The sequence below is a fragment of the Paenibacillus sp. Soil522 genome (assembly GCF_001428245.1).
Classification (GTDB): domain Bacteria; phylum Bacillota; class Bacilli; order Paenibacillales; family Paenibacillaceae; genus Pristimantibacillus.
In genome coordinates, this window is sequence record NZ_LMRV01000029.1 from 80,518 (window position 1) to 99,177 (window position 18,660).

19 protein-coding genes are annotated in these 18,660 nt (G+C 48.7%); 18 read left to right on the forward strand and 1 reads right to left on the reverse strand.

The window, feature by feature from the left end; genetic code table 11:
- Nucleotides 1-3: 3 nt before the first annotated feature.
- The 15 genes from ASG81_RS06905 (at nt 4) to ASG81_RS06975 (ending at nt 15,274) form a co-directional block, all read left to right on the forward strand.
- Complete coding sequence (locus tag ASG81_RS06905; RefSeq protein WP_056630974.1) at nt 4-270, forward strand: DUF1146 family protein; 267 nt, start codon at nt 4-6, stop codon at nt 268-270.
- Nucleotides 271-656: 386 nt separating this feature from the next.
- Nucleotides 657-2,102: a UDP-N-acetylglucosamine 1-carboxyvinyltransferase gene (gene murA / locus ASG81_RS06910; RefSeq protein WP_056630976.1), complete on the forward strand. Its 1,446-nt coding sequence runs from the start codon at nt 657-659 to the stop codon at nt 2,100-2,102.
- Between the two features lie 179 nt (nt 2,103-2,281).
- Nucleotides 2,282-3,259, forward strand: coding sequence for a LacI family DNA-binding transcriptional regulator (locus ASG81_RS06915; RefSeq protein ID WP_056630979.1), 978 nt, complete (start codon nt 2,282-2,284; stop codon nt 3,257-3,259).
- Nucleotides 3,260-3,535: 276 nt separating this feature from the next.
- Nucleotides 3,536-4,852 carry an ABC transporter substrate-binding protein gene (locus tag ASG81_RS06920; protein ID WP_056630982.1) on the forward strand — a complete coding sequence of 439 codons (1,317 nt, stop codon included), beginning with the start codon at nt 3,536-3,538 and terminating at the stop codon, nt 4,850-4,852.
- Nucleotides 4,853-4,958: 106 nt separating this feature from the next.
- Nucleotides 4,959-5,843 carry a carbohydrate ABC transporter permease gene (locus ASG81_RS06925; protein ID WP_056630986.1) on the forward strand — a complete coding sequence of 295 codons (885 nt, stop codon included), beginning with the start codon at nt 4,959-4,961 and terminating at the stop codon, nt 5,841-5,843.
- Nucleotides 5,843-6,670, forward strand: a complete 828-nt coding sequence (locus tag ASG81_RS06930) for a carbohydrate ABC transporter permease (RefSeq protein ID WP_056630990.1) — start codon at nt 5,843-5,845, stop codon at nt 6,668-6,670. Before ASG81_RS06925 ends, ASG81_RS06930 begins: the two co-directional genes overlap by 1 nt.
- A 24-nt stretch (nt 6,671-6,694) precedes the next feature.
- The gene (locus tag ASG81_RS06935) at nt 6,695-8,149 is read left to right on the forward strand and encodes a glycoside hydrolase family 32 protein (protein ID WP_081417179.1); all 1,455 of its coding nucleotides are present in this window, start codon (nt 6,695-6,697) and stop codon (nt 8,147-8,149) included.
- 10 nt (nt 8,150-8,159) lie between these two features.
- On the forward strand, nt 8,160-9,110 hold the full coding sequence (locus tag ASG81_RS06940) for a carbohydrate kinase family protein (RefSeq protein WP_056630992.1): 951 nt from the start codon (nt 8,160-8,162) through the stop codon (nt 9,108-9,110).
- Between the two features lie 304 nt (nt 9,111-9,414).
- Nucleotides 9,415-10,614, forward strand: a complete 1,200-nt coding sequence (gene spoIID, locus ASG81_RS06945) for a stage II sporulation protein D (protein ID WP_056630995.1) — start codon at nt 9,415-9,417, stop codon at nt 10,612-10,614.
- Nucleotides 10,615-10,696: 82 nt separating this feature from the next.
- On the forward strand, nt 10,697-11,437 hold the full coding sequence (locus ASG81_RS06950) for a M23 family metallopeptidase (RefSeq protein WP_056630998.1): 741 nt from the start codon (nt 10,697-10,699) through the stop codon (nt 11,435-11,437).
- 189 nt (nt 11,438-11,626) lie between these two features.
- Nucleotides 11,627-11,914, forward strand: coding sequence for a sporulation transcriptional regulator SpoIIID (gene spoIIID, locus ASG81_RS06955; protein ID WP_056631001.1), 288 nt, complete (start codon nt 11,627-11,629; stop codon nt 11,912-11,914).
- A 124-nt stretch (nt 11,915-12,038) separates the two neighbouring features.
- A complete protein-coding gene (gene mreB / locus ASG81_RS06960) occupies nt 12,039-13,031 on the forward strand; it encodes a rod shape-determining protein MreB (protein ID WP_056631004.1) in 993 nt (330 codons plus the stop codon).
- Nucleotides 13,032-13,204: 173 nt separating this feature from the next.
- Nucleotides 13,205-14,068: a flagellar hook-basal body protein gene (locus ASG81_RS06965; RefSeq protein ID WP_056631007.1), complete on the forward strand. Its 864-nt coding sequence runs from the start codon at nt 13,205-13,207 to the stop codon at nt 14,066-14,068.
- A 32-nt stretch (nt 14,069-14,100) separates the two neighbouring features.
- Entirely contained in the window at nt 14,101-14,943 is an 843-nt protein-coding gene (locus ASG81_RS06970; protein WP_056631009.1) for a flagellar hook-basal body protein, read from the forward strand.
- A gap of 16 nt (nt 14,944-14,959) precedes the next feature.
- On the forward strand, nt 14,960-15,274 hold the full coding sequence (locus ASG81_RS06975) for a DNA-directed RNA polymerase subunit beta (RefSeq protein ID WP_235548763.1): 315 nt from the start codon (nt 14,960-14,962) through the stop codon (nt 15,272-15,274).
- 122 nt (nt 15,275-15,396) lie between these two features.
- On the opposite strand, the gene ASG81_RS30640 is transcribed toward ASG81_RS06975, so the two are convergent.
- The gene (locus tag ASG81_RS30640) at nt 15,397-15,543 is read right to left on the reverse strand and encodes a hypothetical protein (protein ID WP_155971283.1); all 147 of its coding nucleotides are present in this window, start codon (nt 15,541-15,543) and stop codon (nt 15,397-15,399) included.
- A gap of 209 nt (nt 15,544-15,752) precedes the next feature.
- Here ASG81_RS30640 and ASG81_RS06980 point away from each other — a divergent pair, with 209 nt between their 5' ends.
- The 3 genes from ASG81_RS06980 to ASG81_RS06990 all read left to right on the forward strand — a co-directional run bounded on the left by ASG81_RS06980 (nt 15,753) and on the right by ASG81_RS06990 (nt 18,656).
- On the forward strand, nt 15,753-16,286 hold the full coding sequence (locus ASG81_RS06980; RefSeq protein WP_056631015.1) for a CDP-alcohol phosphatidyltransferase family protein: 534 nt from the start codon (nt 15,753-15,755) through the stop codon (nt 16,284-16,286).
- 175 nt (nt 16,287-16,461) lie between these two features.
- Nucleotides 16,462-16,893 carry a 3-hydroxyacyl-ACP dehydratase FabZ gene (gene fabZ, locus ASG81_RS06985; protein WP_056631018.1) on the forward strand — a complete coding sequence of 144 codons (432 nt, stop codon included), beginning with the start codon at nt 16,462-16,464 and terminating at the stop codon, nt 16,891-16,893.
- Between the two features lie 35 nt (nt 16,894-16,928).
- Entirely contained in the window at nt 16,929-18,656 is a 1,728-nt protein-coding gene (locus tag ASG81_RS06990) for a phospho-sugar mutase (protein WP_056631021.1), read from the forward strand.
- Nucleotides 18,657-18,660 lie beyond the last annotated feature (4 nt).

Below are 18,660 nucleotides of genomic sequence, written 5' to 3' on the forward strand. Positions count from 1 at the left end.
ATCATGAACGTCGATAACGAGCTTTACAATGACTTGCAAACCTATACCGGGATGACCGGACTATTTTCGATTGTCATTGTTTTACTTAGCATTATTTTTGTCTGGTTCGTGCTGCAGGAGGTAAAATGGGAAACGTTTTTTCGTTTCCCGCGCAGCCCCAAAGCACGCTTGTTTCAAGTGATTGCTGCGGTTATTATAGGTCATTTATTGGCTAAATTCATTTTAGAATATTGGGGCTATACGGTGCTTCTCAAAAGCTTTGTCGAATAACAAAAGCGAAATATGTCAATAATGGGTAATACATGACGGACTCAAAAAAAAGCCGGCTTCCGAATAAGTATTAATTAGGACTTGTTTGGATGCTTGCTAGTGAACTTCACTAATTGGCGCATATCATTCAACGCGAAACGAAGCTGCCGCATGGCCGGCACGAGCCGTTTTCGCTTGCTTGAAGCCGTATTTTTTCTCAAAAAAGAGATCGTTTTTGGTGAGAAAAGTCATAAAATGCCGAGGAAAGCGTATGCAATAAGTAAGAATAATTTAACGCTTGTCGATTCGTGCAATTGAGTGATAAGATGAAGTTTGGGTGAAGTGAGGAATTCCAAAATATTCACGATTAGGAAATAGAAATTGCAGTTCGCGGAGGGAACCATAAGATGACCAAAATTATCGTCCGCGGAGGCCAGCGTTTAAAGGGTACAGTCCGTGTTAGCGGAGCAAAAAATGCAGTACTCCCCATTTTAGCGGCCTCATTATTGGCGAAAGAAGGAGACAGCGTCATCTATGACGTACCCCTCCTCGACGACGTTATGACGATTCAGAAAGTGCTTGCCTCTTTAGGCGCACAATTAACCTATAACAATGAAACGATGCGCATTACAGCACAGGCGATTACGTCTTGCGAGGCCCCTTATGAGCTTATTCGCAAAATGCGGGCTTCCTTTCTTGTAATGGGTCCACTGCTGGGCCGTATCGGCAAGGTGAGAATTTCGCTGCCGGGCGGCTGCGCGATCGGCACTCGTCCGATTGATCAGCACTTGAAGGGCTTTGAAGCGATGGGCGCAGAAATTACGCTCGGGCAAGGCTTTATCGAAGCAAGCACGAAGACCCGCCTCAAGGGCGCGAAAATTTACCTTGACGTAGCCAGTGTTGGCGCAACGGAAAATATTATGATGGCAGCCGCTTTGGCAGAGGGTACAACGATCCTCGAAAATGCGGCCAAGGAACCGGAAATCGTTGATTTAGCCAACTACATCAATGCAATGGGCGGTAAGGTTCGCGGTGCGGGCACAGGCGTGATCCGGATCGAGGGCGTAGACCACATGCACGGCGCAGCGCATAACGTCATTCCTGACCGCGTGGAGGCAGGCACGTACATGATTGCTGCCGCAATTACAGGCGGAGACGTATTCGTTGAAGGCGCAATTGCCGATCATCTGACGCCGGTCATTTCTAAGCTTCAGGAAATGGGCGTAGAAATCACAGAGAGTGATAACGGTATTCGTGTGCAGTCCGGCGCGGTTTTGAAATCGGTCGATGTGAAAACATTGCCGCACCCGGGCTTCCCGACAGATATGCAATCCCAAATGATGGCTCTTCTGCTCGTGTCCGAGGGAACGAGCGTCGTTACGGAAACCGTATTCGAGAATCGTTTTATGCACGTTGAGGAATTCCAGAAGATGAACGCCCAAATCAAAGTGGATGGACGTACGGCTATCGTCAGCGGCGGATTGCCGTTAACGGGAGCAAAGGTATGTGCAACCGATTTGAGAGCGGGAGCAGCGCTTATTTGTGCGGCTTTGCGCGCAGATGGCGAGACAGAAGTAACAGGATTGCATCATGTGGATCGCGGCTACGTCAACATTACGGGTAAGCTTGCTGCGCTTGGTGCACATATTTACCGGATTGAGGCGGAAGAGGAGAACGCTGCTGCAGCGGCAGCAAGCAGGCAATCGGCAGCGGGCGTTGTCCCATTGCCGGCACGGGATATCGCTTCTGTAGCTGCTGTCTCGGCAGCAGTCTCGTCCGAAAGTGAACTGGCTGCTTCCTACAAGCGTGAGAAAGAGGTTGCCGTTCTCAAGATACAGCCGACCTGGGCTTAACCGAACAGGCGAATATAACGAAGAAGTTGTTTCAGATCAGCCGCAGCAGGCCTATCTGAAACAGCTTCTTTTTTATTTAAATCTATTATGAATAAGATTCGCGAATCGTGATTCAAGTTTGAATATGCGATTGATTTCGCTATAATGAATGGACTACAGCAAGATGCAAAGGGGCGGCTATGGCAACGATACACGATGTGGCAAAAATAGCGGACGTATCCGTAACGACAGTTTCCCGCGTTCTAAATAATCGCGGTTATATTAGCGAGACGACTAGAACCAAGGTTTACAAGGCAATGGAGGAGCTCAATTACCAGCCGAACGAAATTGCCAGATCCCTCCTTAGAAAGCAATCGAACGTAATCGGACTCATTATACCGAATGTCTCTCATCCTTTTTTTAGCGAGCTTGCGAATCATGTGGAAAACTATGCGTACGGGCTGGGATTCAAAATGCTGCTTTGCAACTCTCAGCATGATAAGGTGAAGGAGAAAGATTATATTGAGATGCTAAAGCGAAACCGCGTCGACGGCATCATAATGGGAAGCCACACCCTGCAGGTTGAGGAGTACATAAATCTAAGCTCGCCGATCGTGACGATTGATCGCCAAATCAGCGGCGATATCCCTTATATTTCTTCCGATAATTTTACGGGGGGAAGACTTGCGGCGGAGCTCCTGATTCGTAGAGGCTGCAAGAAAATTGCGCATATTTGCGGAAATCTGGAGCTGCAATTGCTGGCAAACCAAAGAACCGATGGCTTTCAAGCGGTAATGAAGGAAAAGGGTATCCCCCATATGATCATTCAGACGGATATGAACGTATTTGATCAAATGCAGTATGAGCAAATCCTGCACGAGCTGTTTCAGGAGCACCCTGATATCGATGGCATATTCGCAACGAGCGACATTATTGCTGCGTTTGCCGTTAAAGAGTGTGCAGCTGCCGGGAAACGCATTCCAGCCGACGTGAAAATAATCGGGTACGATGATATTAACGCGGCAAGATGGATGACCCCGGAGATTACAACGCTTAAGCAGCCTATTGCAGAAATCGGAAAAACGGCGGTTGACTTGATCATGAAGCAAATGAACCAGGAGCCGTTCGAAGCTGAAAATATTTTACCTGTGACCATGATTGAACGGGCGACTACATAGCTTGAATCAAGCGTAAACGGCTGTCGCCGTCCTGTGGTGGCAACAGCTCGTTTCGCGGTGAAATATAAGCTTATTTATAAATGTGAAACTTATAAATTCTTATATTTGAACGGGAAACCCTTGCTGCGCAAGGGTTTTTTTATTTCCAAAAATAATGATAAAGGTATGACATGTCAAACGATTGACATACAGCAATCGCGAATATATAATACGTTATGAAAGCGGTTTACGAAAACGGTAGGCCGTATAAATATTTCAAGAATCGGGGGCAATAAAATGAAATCTTGGAAATGGGTACAGCTACTTACTTTGTCGCTTATCGTCGTTATGGTCTTTACGGCATGTGGTAAATCCGGTAATTCAGGCAACTCCGAATCATCGAAAGAAGGCTCTGAAGTCAAAATAACGCTGCTTAACTCTAAGGGAGAAATTCAAGCCCAGCTGGAAGAAGCGGCAAAAACATTTAAAGAGGATAACCCTGGCATCACACTTGAAATCATACCGGTACCGGCTGGACAATCTCCTTTTGAGAAGGCCTCCGCGCTTTACGCCTCGGGTAACCCGGCTACCATTACGATGCTCGATACAGGAGATGTTGAGAAGTTCAAGGATCGTATCCTGGACCTTAGCGGCGAGAAATGGATGGCTGACGCGGTTGACCGCAGCACCTCTCTAACGACGTTCGACGGCAAAAACTACGCTTTCCCGCTCGCGATTGAAGGCTATGGCTTCATCTACAACAAAGCGGTCGTTGATCAAGCAGTAGGCGGAGCATTTGATCCGGCAACGATTAACACAACAAGCGCGCTGGAAGACCTTTTCAAAAAAATCGAAGCTTCCGGCAAAGCGCCGCTCATCATTTCCCCGATGGACTGGTCGCTTGGGGCGCACTACCTGCCGCTTGCTTACGCAGGCCAATCGGCTGATGCAGCGGCGGTTGCGAAGTTCGTAGACGATTTGAAAGCAGGAACAGTGGATCTGGGAAGCAATCCTGTATTTAACGGCTTGATCGATACGTTTGACGTGATGGCAAAATACAATATCGACAAAGCTTCACCATTGTCCGGCACTTATGAGAGAGGGCCGGAAGTGCTTGGCAAAGGCGAGGTAGGCATCTGGTTCCAAGGGAACTGGGCATGGCCGCAAATTAGCAGCTTCGATACAGCCAGCGGCCAATACGGCTTCCTTCCTGTACCTGTGAGCAACAATGCGGATGACTTTGGAAATACACAAATTTCTTCTGCCGTTTCAAAGCGTTTGGTACTGGACAAGGAAAAAAATACGGCTGAGCAGCAAGCGGCAGCCAAAAAGTTTTTGGAGTGGATCGTATACAGCGAGAAGGGGCAAGACTTCCTTGTCAACAAAGCGAACATTATTCCGGCGTTCAAGAACATCACGCTTGAAGCAAAGGACCCGCTTGCGAAGTCGATTTCCGAATATATCGCAAAAGTAAAAACAGAGGATTCGATGAGCACGCTGCCTGCTGACCACTGGGCAAAAATTGGCGCCTCGATGCAAAAATATTTGGCTGGTGCGGCTGACCGCGCGACTCTAACTAAAGAAATTGAGGAGTACTGGAAGTCGGTCAAGTAACGATGAATGGCTAAGTATGGCTTACCCCGCAAATGCAGCGGGGTAAGCCGTTTACTCTTAATAACGTTCTTCAACCGAAATACAAACATGAATGCGAGGGATCATGATGATAACGGAAAAAGGGCTGTGGAATCGCTTGCGACTGTGGCTGCTATTTACCGGACCAACTTTGTTCGCTTTTGTTGCCGTAATGATTATACCTTTCCTGTATGGCATCTACTTGACCTTTACGAACTGGGATGGCATATCGACGACAAGCAGCCTTGTGGGGTTTGACAATTACGTATCGGTATTTAAGGATGCCGTGTTCTGGAAATCATTTTTATTAACTTTGAAATATGTGTTTATATCGGTCGCGCTTATTAACTCGGTTGCTTTCCTGCTGGCTTATGTCTTAACGAGCGGCTTGAAGGGACAAAGTATTTTCAGAGCGGGCTTCTTTATTCCAAACTTAGTGGGCGGTATTGTACTCGGCTTTGTATGGCAATTTATTTTTTCCAACGTATTGGTGTACGTTGGCAAAGAATTGAGCCTCCCGCTGTTCAGCGCTTCGTGGCTGGCTGATCCGAGTAAAGCATTTTGGACGATGATCATCGTCACGGTATGGCAGTATGCCGGTTATATGATGGTTATTTTTGTAGCCGGGCTTATGAATGTTCCGAAGGATATTTTAGAAGCCGCCAGTATCGATGGAGCGAACTTATGGACCACCATGCGTAAAATGATTCTGCCGCTTATGGTGCCGTCGTTTATTGTCTGTATCTTCCTGTCGCTCCAAAGATGCTTTATGGTTTATGACCTGAACCTTTCATTAACAAAGGGCGGTCCGTTCAAAAGCACGGAAATGGTGTCCATGCATGTGTACGAGAAAGCATTCCTGTCGCGGGATTATGGCGTCGGTCAAGCAGAAGCTTTCGTCTTGTTCCTGCTCGTGGCCACGATTACGATTGCCCAGGTTTATTTTAGCAAGAAGCTGGAGGTTGAGGCGTGATGGAAAATAAGAACGGAACACTCGCTTGGATAAAATTCATCGCCCTCCTCGTTTGCCTAGTGCTGTTTGTATTTCCTTTTTTGATGCTGCTCGTCAACTCATTTAAAGAAAACAAGGCCATTACATCAAGTCCGCTTTCCTTACCGCATAGCTTTAGTTTAGAAAATTACACGAATGCTTTCGGCAAAATGGAATATGTATCCGCTTTTACGAATTCGGTCATTATTACGGTGCTTAGCGTAGTGCTTATTTCTTTTTTGGCAGCCATGACGGCTCATTATTTTGTTAGACATCAAACGAAGCTGAACCAATACACTTTCTTCCTAATGGTAGCGGCTATGATTATTCCGTTCCAGGCCATTATGATCCCTCTCGTCAAAATATACGGATCCATCGGCTTTTTAAACAGCAAATGGGCCCTCATTTATATGTACATCGGTTTTGGCAGTCCGCTTGCTGTGTTTATTTATCATGGATTTGTGAAAAGCATACCGGCTGAGCTGGAGGAAGCGGCGCTTATCGATGGCTGTACGAGAACGCAAACGTTCTTTCGCATCGTTTTTCCGGTGCTGACCCCGACTACGGTTACAATCGCAATCTTGAATGTTTTATGGATTTGGAATGACTTCCTATTGCCTTCCCTCGTATTGATTGCGCCGGTAGAGCGGACGCTGCCGCTATCGACCTTTTATTTCTTTGGGACGTACACGGTTGATTACGGGCCGCTTATGGCCGGGCTTATGCTGACCATACTGCCGGTGCTTATCGTCTATTTATTTGCGCAGAAATATATTATTCAAGGGGTTATGCAGGGCTCGATTAAATAACTAGTAAGGGTTGGATGACTTATTATGTATTCAAGAGAAAATGCCGACAAATTTATTGCCGAACGAAAATATTTGCTGAAAGAAGAGTACCGGCTTTCTTATCATTTAATGGGCGAGTTTGGCTGGATGAACGATCCGAACGGCTTTATTTATTACAACGGCGAATACCATATGTTCTATCAGCATTATCCGTATCAGGCGGCATGGGGTCCCATGCACTGGGGGCATGCGGTTAGCAGCGACTTGATAGAGTGGAAATATCTTCCTGTAGCTCTTGCGCCGGATCAGGATTACGATCGCGACGGCTGCTTCTCCGGCAGTGCTTTTGAGCAGGATGGCAAGCTGTATTTAATGTATACCGGGCATATCATTACAGGACCGGATAAGGATAACGATTACCGTCAAAATCAGAACATCGCCGTATCCGAGGACGGAATCCGCTTTGAGAAGCTGGCAAACAACCCCGTTATCGCACCGGAACAAATGCCGGCCGGCATAAGCGAGAAGGATTTTCGGGATCCGAAAGTGTTCGAGCGTGACGGCTTTTATTATGTCGTTTTAGGCTCGAATGACGGGCAGGGCAAAGGACTCATTTTATTATACCGCTCGACAGATCTTATCAACTGGAGCTTCGCCGGCGAAATCGCGCGCAGCGACGGGCAGCTTGGCGACAATTGGGAATGTCCGGATCTGTTCGAGCTGGGCGGGCGCGATGTGCTTATCATGTCGCCGCAGCGCATGCCGGCGCAAGGGGACGACTATCATAATCTGCACTCCGCTACCTATATGATCGGCCGCTTGGATACCGGGCAAGGAAGCTTCAACTATGACAGGTACGAGCCCGTTGACTGCGGCTTTGATTTCTATGCCCCGCAGACGACAATCGACGGAAAAGGCAGACGCATTGTAATGGGCTGGATGGAGACATGGGAGACGGAAATCCCGACGCAGCTCGGGCATTATTGGGCCGGTGCGATGACGCTGCCCCGCGAGGTCGTTATGCAAGGGGAAACCTTGTTGTTTAAGCCGATAGAAGAAACGAAGGCTTATCGCCGTAACGTTTACGAGACATGGAATATGAGACTTGATGGCGACAAAGATATGAATGTGAGCGGAGACTGCTACGAGCTTGAGGTTGTATTCCAGGCTGAGCAAGCTGAGGAGTTTGGCTTGAAGCTGCGGGTTCACGGCGATGAAGAGACGGTGCTGTCCTACCGCCCGGCAGAAAGCCAGTTCCGGTTTAACCGCGATAAGTCGGGAATCGGTTTAGGCGGCGAGCGCAGAACGAAGGTAGAGCTGAAGGAAGGCCTGCTCGTACTGAACGTCTTTGTCGATAAATCATCCGTCGAGGTATTCATTCAGGGCGGCGAGAAGGTCATGACAGGGCGGATTTATCCGGGGGCCGATTCACTAGGTATTCAAGTGTATGCACAAGGCTCCTGTTCTGTGGTATCCTTTAAAAAATGGGATATGAAGTGAGGGGCTTAAATTGTCGAAACTTTACACAATTGGAGAAGCGTTAATTGATTTTATTCCGGATACGCGGGGGATTGAGCTCAAAAATGTCGTCGGCTTTAGGAAGGAAGCGGGAGGCGCTCCTGCGAATGTCGCCTGCGCGGTAGCGAAGCTGGGCGGCAGCAGCGCATTCATCGGTAAGCTTGGCGAGGATGCCTTCGGTGACTTTCTCGTGGAAACGATGGATGCGGCAGGTGTCGATACGCGCCAAGTGCTCCGGACGATGGAGGCGAATACGGCTCTCGCTTTTGTCAGCTTAAAGGCCGACGGCGACAGGGATTTTTCCTTCTACCGGAATCCAAGCGCCGACATGCTGCTTTCGGAAGACGAGATCAGCGGGGAGTGGTTCGCCAAAGGAGATATTTTGCACTATTGCTCCGTTGATCTTATTGAAGCCCCTGTAAAGTACGCGCACCTCAAGGCGATTGCGGCTATGAAGGAAGCGGGCGGCCTCATCAGCTTTGATCCGAACGTGCGGCTTCCGCTGTGGGAGGATCCGGAGCAGTGCAGACAAACGATTTTGCAATTCATTCCGTTAAGCCACCTTGTCAAAATTAGCTCGGACGAGCTTGCCTTTATTACGGGAATCGAGGATGAGCAGGAGGCTATTGCATCGCTGTTTGTCGGTGATGTTCAAGCTGTCGTCTACACGCGGGGCTCGGAAGGCGCGGTATGGTATACGCCTACCTATGAGGTATCCGTGCCCGGTCAGAAAGTATCGGTTATCGATACGACTGGCGCTGGCGATGCTTTTATCGGGGCATTGCTGTACCAGCTTCAATTGAACGAAGGAGTCGTGAAAGGGATTGGCGCCGAGAAGGCGGAGCGGATTGTTTCGTTCGCGAACGCCGCAGCCGCTCTAACGACGACAAGAGCGGGAGCGATATCTTCACTGCCCTTATTGCAGGAGCTTCCGTCCTTGTAAACGATCCGTATGATTGCTAAAAAGAGTATCGCTCTTTCTCGCCGTTTTGGCTGGAGAAGGAGCGGTACTCTTTTTTTACAGCTTAAAAAATATTTCAAACGAGCGGTGTTTCTTCTATTAACTTAACGGTCACGGATACAGATACAGATACAGATCTCATGGATGTCATGATTAGCCGCTATGCTCGGTTCTACCCTATCATTTTTGCTCATAGAATGAACCATCAGTACCGGTTTAAGAGAGAGGAGCCCGGTGAAAGCAAGGTTCCTGCTTTCACTTTCCGGTCAAGATGGAAGGAGAGCTCATGAGTCGAAGGATAAGGAAGATTTCAATAGTTTCGATGATCGCCCGCATGCGGACAAGCAGATGGATGGCATTGTTCGCAATCGGCGCAATGCTGGGAGCATCCGTGATGTTAGTAAGGCTTTCACTGAATGAGATCCGATATGTGCATGCTGACAGGCACAGAACGGATAATAGCGCTGCAGAAGGAGGCATTCAAACAGAGTCCAGGGCCGGTATCACGGAAGAAGCCGAAGGGCTGCAGCCTTCCGCAGGTGAAGCCAATCCGCAGCAGGCGGCAAAGCCGTCCACCGGCAATGGATCGCAAACGGAAACGTCGAACGCATTCGATCATCTCGTGGTACGTATCTATATGACAAAGGAAAAACGGATTGAGAGGGTTCCTCTGGAAACCTATGTCCGCGGTGTAGTGGCTGGGGAAATGCCGATAGGCTTCGAGCTTGAGGCGCTTAAGGCACAGGCCATAGCCGCACGCACGTATATGGTTCGGAGAATTGTTCAAGGCAATGTCAGCGGAGTGCCGGTAAAGGGAGCGGATGTAACCGATACGATCGAGCATCAGGTTTACATTACGCTTTCAGAGCTTGCAACCAAGTGGCCAAAGGATGAGCAGAAGAAAAATATGAGCAAGCTGAGCGAAGCGGTCGCTCAGACGAGAGGGAAAATTATTACGTATAAAGGCGAACCGATTGAGGCTGCTTTTTTCTCGACTAGCAACGGATATACCGAAAATTCAGAGGATTATTGGAAGCAAGAGATTCCTTACTTGCGAAGTGTGCAAAGTCCATGGGATAAGGAAATATCGCCTCGGTATAAAGAAACGGTGGAGCTTTCGCTTAACAGGTTTTACAGCAAGCTCGGAGTGGCGAAGAAGGGCTCTGCCAAATCCTCGATCCGTGTAGTAGAGAGGACGGAAGGCAACCGTATCAGCAAGATTATCATAGGAGGCACAACCTTTACGGGGCGGGAAGTAAGAGAAAAGCTGGGACTCGCTTCCTCTCAATTCACATGGAGCGTGAAAGGCAATTCTATTGCGATTACGACGTACGGCTACGGGCATGGCGTTGGAATGAGCCAATGGGGCGCGAATGGTATGGCCCAGTCGGGGGCAAGCGCCGAAGAAATTTTAGCTCATTATTATTCTAGCGTTCAAGTGGAGGAAGCTTCAAAGCTATCGGATCAGCCCGTTAGCCGCTCATAAACTGAACTCTTTCAATATTTCGTATTGACCTCACGTATAAACCTAGCAGATCTGGCAACAATGGCTAGTGAGGTGATAGAAAATGAATGATCAAAATCAAAGTAAACCGAAGCAAAGACCAGAAGAAACTCCCAAAACTGTTCTGGGAGGAACGTCTGCCGCCAAATCTAGCAGTGGATGGAAGAACCTTTTTGCAAAGCGATGGGTATCTCCAGCAATCTTCATGGCCGCGGCAGCAATTATCGTAACCTTAATGTGGATCTATCAGGGAGCGGATCAAACGAGTCCTACAACAGGTAAACCCGAATCTACTGATGTTTCGCAAGAGGATACAGCAACGCAAGGGAAAGATAACGAAGCGCCCGAAGTTGTGGCTGGTGACGAATTAATGCAGTGGCCGCTCGCTAACAAAGAAGCGCTTCAAGTAGAGCTTCCGTTCTATGATGAGAAAGCGACCGATGCAGAGCGCGAAGCCGCATTGGTGCAAGTGGGAGAAACTTTCTCTCCGCACATGGGGATCGACTTCGTTGACCCTAGCGGCAAAACCTTTGATGTACTTGCTGCGCTGTCGGGTAAAGTTACTTATGTAAAAACGGAACCAACGAACGGCAACGTCATTGAAATCACACACGCTGGCGGACTTGTGACCGTATACCAAAGCGTAACGGATGTTGCGGTTGCCGTAGGCGATGAGGTTCGTCAAGGCACCGTGATCGCCAAAGCCGGCCGCAATGATCTTGAACGCGATCTGGGCATTCACCTTCATTATGAAACACGGAGCAACGGCAAACCGGTAAACCCAAGCTCGTTGATCGCGGAGTAATAACGGCTGGAGAGTAACAGTTCCAAAAAATAGGACTTTAGTCGTACAGGCAGGGATCGATTCCCTGCCTGTTTTACGTTTTTATGAAAATTTATTAACATTCAGGCATGTTAGGCTTGACCATAACGAATATATACCCGACCTACTCATATAATGTACCAAACTATCTCGAGTAAGGGAGGCGGGAACGTGCACGATTACATCAAAGAGCGAACCATTAAAATAGGCCGCTGCATCGTGGAAACGAAGCACACGGTGCGAACGATCGCCAAAGAGTTCGGTGTATCCAAAAGCACGGTGCATAAGGACTTAACTGAGCGGCTTCCTGAAATAAACCCCGATTTGGCCGATCAAGTTAAGCACATTCTCGAATACCACAAATCGATTAGGCATCTGAGGGGAGGAGAAGCGACCAAGATTAAATATAAGAAAACGAGCTCGAAGAAACGTGAAGTGTTGGCGGCAGGGAAGATATGAAGTTTTTTCTCGGATTATAGAGGAAATTTGTCTTTTTTGGCGAATAATAAACGTCAGCGGTTTCTGTGTCAAGGGAACCAAATGTACGTTTAGTAATTATTATTCGTTGGGGGACTTAAGCCTTATGTTGAGCAAGGATATCGGGATCGATCTTGGCACAGCCAATGTATCTATTTATGTGAAAGGAAGAGGCGTTGTACTCGATGAGCCTTCAGTCGTTGCGATTGAAAGCGATACGAAACGCGTGCTGGCAGTCGGCGAGGAAGCACATAGAATGGTCGGTCGAACGCCAGGGAACATTGTGGCGATTCGTCCGCTGCGTGACGGTGTTATTGCGGATTTTGAAATTACGGAAATAATGCTGAAAGCATTTATCGATCGTGTCGAGGGACGGAAATGGTTTAGCCGTCCGCGTATTCTTATCTGCGCTCCAACGAATATAACATCAGTTGAACAGAAAGCCATTCGCGAAGCTGCGGAACGAAGCGGTGCAAAGGCAGTATTTCTTGAGGATGAACCGAAAGCTGCCGCTATAGGGGCTGGAATGGATATCTTCCAGCCCAGCGGCAATATGGTCGTAGACATTGGCGGGGGTACAACGGATGTGGCTGTTCTTTCTATGGGCGACGTTGTAACCTCCTCCTCTATTAAAGTCGCAGGGGACAAGTTCGACGATGCGATCATGAAATTTATCAAAAATAAATATAAGCTTATGATCGGTGAAAGAACGAGTGAGGATATTAAGATTAAGATCGGTACCGTGCTTGAAGGCGGCCACCAGGATGAGATCGATATTCGCGGCCGGGATATGGTTTCGGGGCTTCCGCTTACGTTAACGATCCGTTCCGGAGAGGTGCGCGAAGCGCTTTGGGATCCGGTAATGTCCATCGTATCGGCAGCTAAGGCTGTGCTTGAGCGCACACCGCCGGAGCTGTCAGCGGACATTATTGACCGGGGCGTTATTTTGACGGGCGGGGGCGCTTTGCTTGGCGGAATTGATGCGCTGCTTGCAGAGGAACTCAAAGTACCGGTATTAATAGCGGAAGACCCTATGCACTGCGTTGTTAAAGGGACAGGAATCCTTCTAGAAAACTTGGACAAGCTCGGGAAGAAGTAAAGACAGCGGCGGCCTTGATCACAATCATCTGCGCGGGTAGGGAGCCTTAGGGGGGCGAAGCCGAGGCGTAAATGAGTCAAAGGTCGCAGGGACAAGCTATTCAGGCAGCCTTGCTTTCAACCGATAACATATATAGGTAAAATGGAATGGAAGCGGCCAAGGGGGTAACAACGATGTTAAGAGGATTATATACCGCGGCGTCGGGCATGATTTCTCAGCAGCGCAGACATGATACGGTAACGAATAATATATCAAATATAAACACGCTAGGGTTTAAGCAGACCAATGCGGTAACCCGTTCTTTTCCGGAAATGATGCTGTCCTTGACAGGAGCGGGATCCGAAAATTTCACCAAGGTCGGGAAACTGACAAACGGCGTATTTGCGGAGGAGAGCTTGTCCGTCCACTTGCAGGGCGATTTAATGCAAACGAATAACTCGTCCGATTTTGCCTTGATTTCGAACATTGAGATGGACGGGCTATCGTTTGACGCATCCGGCAAATCGGTTGGACAGGGCGGCGAGGTTATTTTCCAGCCGCAAGCGTTTTTCACTATACAGGACCAAAACGGCGAGGTTCGTTATACACGGGGCGGGAAGTTTACGCTAACCGAGGAAGGCTTCCTTATGTCAAGCGATGGCTCAAACGTGCTTGGAACAGATGGACAGCCTATTCAGATGCCTGCGGGTGTAGGCCTGAGCAGCCTCATATTCACGAATGATCAACGCTTCATCGATGCGAATGGACAGGATATAGGTGTTCAGCTGCTGATTAGCCGAATCGATAATCCGAATATGCTTGAGCGCGAAGGGAACGGAAGCTTCCGCTTTGCAACCGAAGATGGGGAAGCAGTCGCTATTGCTCCGGATGATCGCGTTGAAGTGAGACAAGGCTATGTAGAGCGTTCTAATGTCGATGCTGCGCAAGCGGCTGTTGATCTTATGTCAGCTCTCCGTGCTTATGAAGCGAACCAGAAGGTTATCCAGTTTTATGATCAGAGCTTAAGCAAAGCAGTTAACGACGTAGGCCGCGTGTAACAACGGGTTGAAGCAGCGGAGGAGCACGAAGCATGAACAGTTCAATGATCAACGCTATGGTATCGATGAGTGGGCTTCAGCAGAAGCTGGATCTGCTTGCGGACAATATTGCGAACGTGAATACAGTCGGCTACAAACGCAAGGAAGCAACCTTTGAGGACCTTCTTACGAACTTAAGAAGCCAGCCTGAATCGTTTAATCAGCCCGGCCGTCTCACGCCGATGGATTTCACGCAGGGCTGGGGCTCGAGAATGACGATGGTTCAACCAAATCTGTCTCAAGGGCCTCTCCAGGGAACGGATAAAGAAACGGATCTCGCGATTGAGGGAAATGCCTTATTCGAGGTCGAAGTGGACGATGCCGGCAATCGTGCATATACACGCAACGGGGCGTTTCAGTTGACGGTCGGCGCAAACGGTGATACGCTTTTGGCAACGGAAGACGGATATCCTGTCGTTGCGAGTGTAAGAGATGCTGCGACCGGAAATAGGGTTGAGGGCAATATTGTAGTGCCTCAAGGGTATAATCTTCGCGTTAATCCGGACGGAACGGTGCTGGGGGTATCTTCCCAGCGGACGATTGAGCTTGGCAGCATTAAGCTGCTGCAGGCTTCGCGTCCGGCGGCATTGTCTGCGGTTGCTGATAACCTGTTTGTTGTAGCGGACGGCATCAACTCTGGCGATGTGCTGCAGCAGATCGTACCGGATTCGGAGAACCGCATTTCGCTGCGCCAAGGGTACTTGGAGCAGTCGAATGTCGAGCTATCGGACGAAATGACCGAGCTTATTAATGTGCAGCGCGCTTATCAACTGGCAGCTAGAGCGTTGTCGTCAAGCGATACGATGATGAGCCTTACAAACGGGCTGCGCGCATAAAGATAGGGTGATGTTGATGAGTATGGCCGATGAACGAATCGACCTTGAAGCAAGAGGGTTCAGAAGTCAAGCGGAAGAGGGCGGCTCCAGAAAGAAGAAGCGCAGCAGCCCTGCAAAGGCTGAAGGGAGCTCCAATAAGAAGCGACAGCCCAAGGGGGTACAGGTGCTGCTGTGGATTTTGCGCAAAGGCATCGTGCCGATCATTATGGTTATTATGCTTGTGGCGGGTTTATACATTGGTTATGCCGTTTTAGGCAAGCAGCCGGAGGGCGAAGTGTTTAGCTGGGCCACGTGGCGGCATCTCTATGACTTAGTATTTGCCGAATCTTAATAATCAAACGATGAAAGGGTTGTCTGTTAAGCGGCTTAAGCTGTTTGTCGGACGGCCTTTTTTTGTTGCAAACAAAAAGCAGGTCAAGCTTAGCCTTGAGCTGCTTTTTTACAGCGCTCTGATTATTTCACGGTTACCCGTATCGTCACGCTCTTGCCCGCATAGGTTACTTTAATAGAAGCAGAGCCTTTGGCCTCGGCAACTTTCAATATCAGTGACTGCTGGCGCAGCTGTTCCGTTCTGCAATAGGGCTGATGAATCATAAACATAATCAGAACCTGCTTTGATGGAATGTTGAAAATGAATAACAAAGGGATAATAGGTAAGCAAAGTTTCCGCAAAATACCGGCCTGGACCGGTGAATTCAAATGAACGAGGTATTTTAGGAACCGAGATAGTTTTATTTTTTTGGGAGGTAGTTGTATAATAGTTGGGAACCATGGTGGACAGTAAGCAATAGGTAGAGGAGCGTGAGAGTTTGAATCTGCCGAATCTCTTAACATCATTACGGTTTGTTTTGATTCCTGTCTACATAGTGGTTTTCGCAAAGGGGCATATGATCCCCGCCTTTTTGATTATGGTCGCTGCCGGTATTACCGATGTGCTTGATGGTTATATCGCGCGTAGAAGCGGTCAGGTTACGATGGTCGGCATCATGCTGGATCCGCTCGCTGACAAGCTGATGCTCATTACGGTTATTGTTTCGCTGCTCATTTCCGGCCATATTTCTGGGGCTGCTGCGGCGGCGATGTTCATTCGTGATCTGGGTATGATAGCGGGAGGCTTGTATTTTCATTTTCGCGGAAAGAAGACGGTGCCCGCCAATTGGATGGGGAAGCTTACAACCGTGCTGTTCTATGCGGCGATTATGCTTATTTTCTTTGAAGCGCCAAATGCTCATACCTATTTATGGGCGGTCATCGGATTTTCGTTCATTACTTCTATAATGTATATCGTAATGTTCAAGGCGCTCAATAAACCCGTATCGGGAACGCCGACCGGTCATTCGTGATCCTTAGAAACGCTACATAGGGAACAAAGAGGCTTGACGATGGACACTTCGGGTCCATCAGCCAAGCCCCTTATCTTAACCTTCATAAACTGCAGTTTTATGAGGGATAAGTATAGTTTCGTACATTTTGGAACTTTTTATACCACTAAACTTTAGAAAGGAGTTATTTTCTGACATGCTGGACATCAATCAAATTCAAGAAATTATTCCGCACCGCCCTCCATTCCTGCTGATCGATCGAATTTTGGAGGTTGAGCCGGGTGTTCGCGCAGTCGGTCTCAAAAATGTTACGATGAACGAGCCTTATTTTGTCGGCCACTTTCCTGGTTATCCGGTCATGCCTGGCGTTCTTATTGTAGAAGCCCTTGCACAGGTCGGCACTGTAGCTATGCTGATGATTGAAGCTAATCGCGGCAAGCTTGGCTTTTTTGCGGGCATTGACGGTTTCCGCTTCCGCGGTCAAGTAAAGCCTGGTGATACTTTGACGCTTGAGGTGCAAATTACAAGGCTCAAGGGCTCCATCGGTAAAGGGCAAGGGACAGCAAGAGTTGGCGATCAAATCGTTGCCGAAGGCGAGCTTATGTTTGCGTTATCTAATCCTTCATAATAATTTAAAATTCATGAAAGAAAGAGGCTGCTAATATGACGAATCCAACTAATGAAACGGTAATTGCTAAATACGAGGCTTGGCTTAATGATCCGCTTATCGATAATGCGACGAAGGAAGAGCTGCGCGGCATCGCAGGACAAGAAAAGGAAATTACGGACCGTTTCTATCGTGACCTTGAATTCGGCACGGGCGGCTTGCGCGGCGTGATGGGTGCAGGAACGAACCGTTTAAATGCTTATACAGTCGGCAAAGCGACGCAGGGTCTTGCGAACTGGCTGCTTGCCGGCGCAGCTTCCGAAGGAGCAAGCCCGTCTGTGGTCATCGCTCATGATTCACGTAACTACTCGCCAGAGTTCGCGCTTGACGCAGCTCTCGTGCTAGCCGGAAATGGCATTACCACTTATTTGTTTACCGCACTGCGCCCAACACCACAGCTTTCATTTGCGGTACGTGCACTCCAAGCAGCTAGCGGGATCGTCATTACAGCAAGTCATAACCCGCCTGAATATAACGGCTATAAAGCATACGGCGCCGACGGCTGCCAGCTTATTCCGGAGGAAGCTGAACAGGTTATAGCAGCAATCAGTCAAATCACCAGCTTTGATGAGTTGAAAAGGCTGAGCCGGGAGGAAGCAGAAGCTAAGGGCTTGCTGCGCTGGCTGGGCGAAGAGGCTGATCAGCAGTTTATTGATACGGTAGTGGCTCAAAGCTTAAATGCCGATTTGATCAAAGGCGGAATTGGCGAGAAATTCAGCGTTGTTTTCACGCCGCTGCATGGGACAGGCAATATGCCTGTTCGCGAAGTATTGAAGAAGGTTGGCTTCAATAACGTACATATCGTTCCGGAGCAAGAGCAGCCGGATGGCTATTTCAGCACGGTAAAGTCCCCTAATCCGGAAGAGCGTGAAGCGTTCACGCTGGCGATTAAGCTCGCTCAGCAGGTCAATGCCGATATTATTATCGGAACGGATCCCGATGCCGACCGTATGGGTGCGGTTGTGAAGAACAATGAAGGCGAGTATGTGGTGCTTTCCGGTAACCAATCGGGTGCTTTGATGGTTCATTATGTGCTTAGCCAGTTAAAGGAACGCGGTCAGCTTCCGGAAAACGGTGTCGTAGTCAAAACGATCGTGACAAGCGAGCTTGGAGCGGATATTGCCCGTTCGTACGGCGCAGCGGTTGAAAATACGTTAACCGGCTTCAAATATATCGGGGAGAAAATGACTCGCTATGAGCAAACGGGTGAACATTCCTTCCTGTTTGGCTACGAGGAAAGCTACGGTTATTTGACAGGAACCTATGCGCGCGATAAAGATGCCATCGTTGCGGCGTTATTGATTTCGGAAGCTGCGGCATACTATAGCAGCCAAGGGAAAACGTTGTATGATGTGCTGCTTGAGCTTTACGCTAAGTTCGGCTTCTATTTGGAAGGTCTTGAGTCACGCACGCTTAAGGGCTTTGACGGGGTGCAAAAAATCGGCGCTATTATGGACGATTGGCGTCAAAACCCGCCACTTGAAATCGGCGGCGTTAAAGTGGAGCAAGTGCTCGATTACGGCAAGGGTCATGATGGCTTGCGTCCGGAAAATGTATTGAAATATTTGCTCGCGGACGGCTCGTGGTTCTGCCTTCGCCCTTCTGGCACTGAGCCGAAGATCAAGGTTTATTTTGCGGTTAAGGGCGAGTCGAAGGAGTCTGCTGCTGCAGCGCTGCAAACGTTGATATCTGCCGTGATGGAACGGGTAGACCGTAACGAATAAAAGA

Bases quoted from the DNA above. Each gene is read 5' to 3' on its own strand.
- ASG81_RS06905 (WP_056630974.1), top strand. From the start codon at position 4: ATGAACGTCGATAACGAGCTTTACAATGACTTGCAAACCTATACCGGG.
- murA (WP_056630976.1), top strand. From the start codon at position 657: ATGACCAAAATTATCGTCCGCGGAGGCCAGCGTTTAAAGGGTACAGTC.
- ASG81_RS06915 (WP_056630979.1), top strand. From the start codon at position 2,282: ATGGCAACGATACACGATGTGGCAAAAATAGCGGACGTATCCGTAACG.
- ASG81_RS06920 (WP_056630982.1), top strand. From the start codon at position 3,536: ATGAAATCTTGGAAATGGGTACAGCTACTTACTTTGTCGCTTATCGTC.
- ASG81_RS06925 (WP_056630986.1), top strand. From the start codon at position 4,959: ATGATAACGGAAAAAGGGCTGTGGAATCGCTTGCGACTGTGGCTGCTA.
- ASG81_RS06930 (WP_056630990.1), top strand. From the start codon at position 5,843: ATGGAAAATAAGAACGGAACACTCGCTTGGATAAAATTCATCGCCCTC.
- ASG81_RS06935 (WP_081417179.1), top strand. From the start codon at position 6,695: ATGTATTCAAGAGAAAATGCCGACAAATTTATTGCCGAACGAAAATAT.
- spoIID (WP_056630995.1), top strand. From the start codon at position 9,415: ATGAGTCGAAGGATAAGGAAGATTTCAATAGTTTCGATGATCGCCCGC.
- ASG81_RS06950 (WP_056630998.1), top strand. From the start codon at position 10,697: ATGAATGATCAAAATCAAAGTAAACCGAAGCAAAGACCAGAAGAAACT.
- mreB (WP_056631004.1), top strand. From the start codon at position 12,039: ATGTTGAGCAAGGATATCGGGATCGATCTTGGCACAGCCAATGTATCT.
- ASG81_RS06965 (WP_056631007.1), top strand. From the start codon at position 13,205: ATGTTAAGAGGATTATATACCGCGGCGTCGGGCATGATTTCTCAGCAG.
- ASG81_RS06970 (WP_056631009.1), top strand. From the start codon at position 14,101: ATGAACAGTTCAATGATCAACGCTATGGTATCGATGAGTGGGCTTCAG.
- ASG81_RS06975 (WP_235548763.1), top strand. From the start codon at position 14,960: ATGAGTATGGCCGATGAACGAATCGACCTTGAAGCAAGAGGGTTCAGA.
- ASG81_RS30640 (WP_155971283.1), bottom strand. From the start codon at position 15,543: ATGTTTATGATTCATCAGCCCTATTGCAGAACGGAACAGCTGCGCCAG.
- fabZ (WP_056631018.1), top strand. From the start codon at position 16,462: ATGCTGGACATCAATCAAATTCAAGAAATTATTCCGCACCGCCCTCCA.
- ASG81_RS06990 (WP_056631021.1), top strand. From the start codon at position 16,929: ATGACGAATCCAACTAATGAAACGGTAATTGCTAAATACGAGGCTTGG.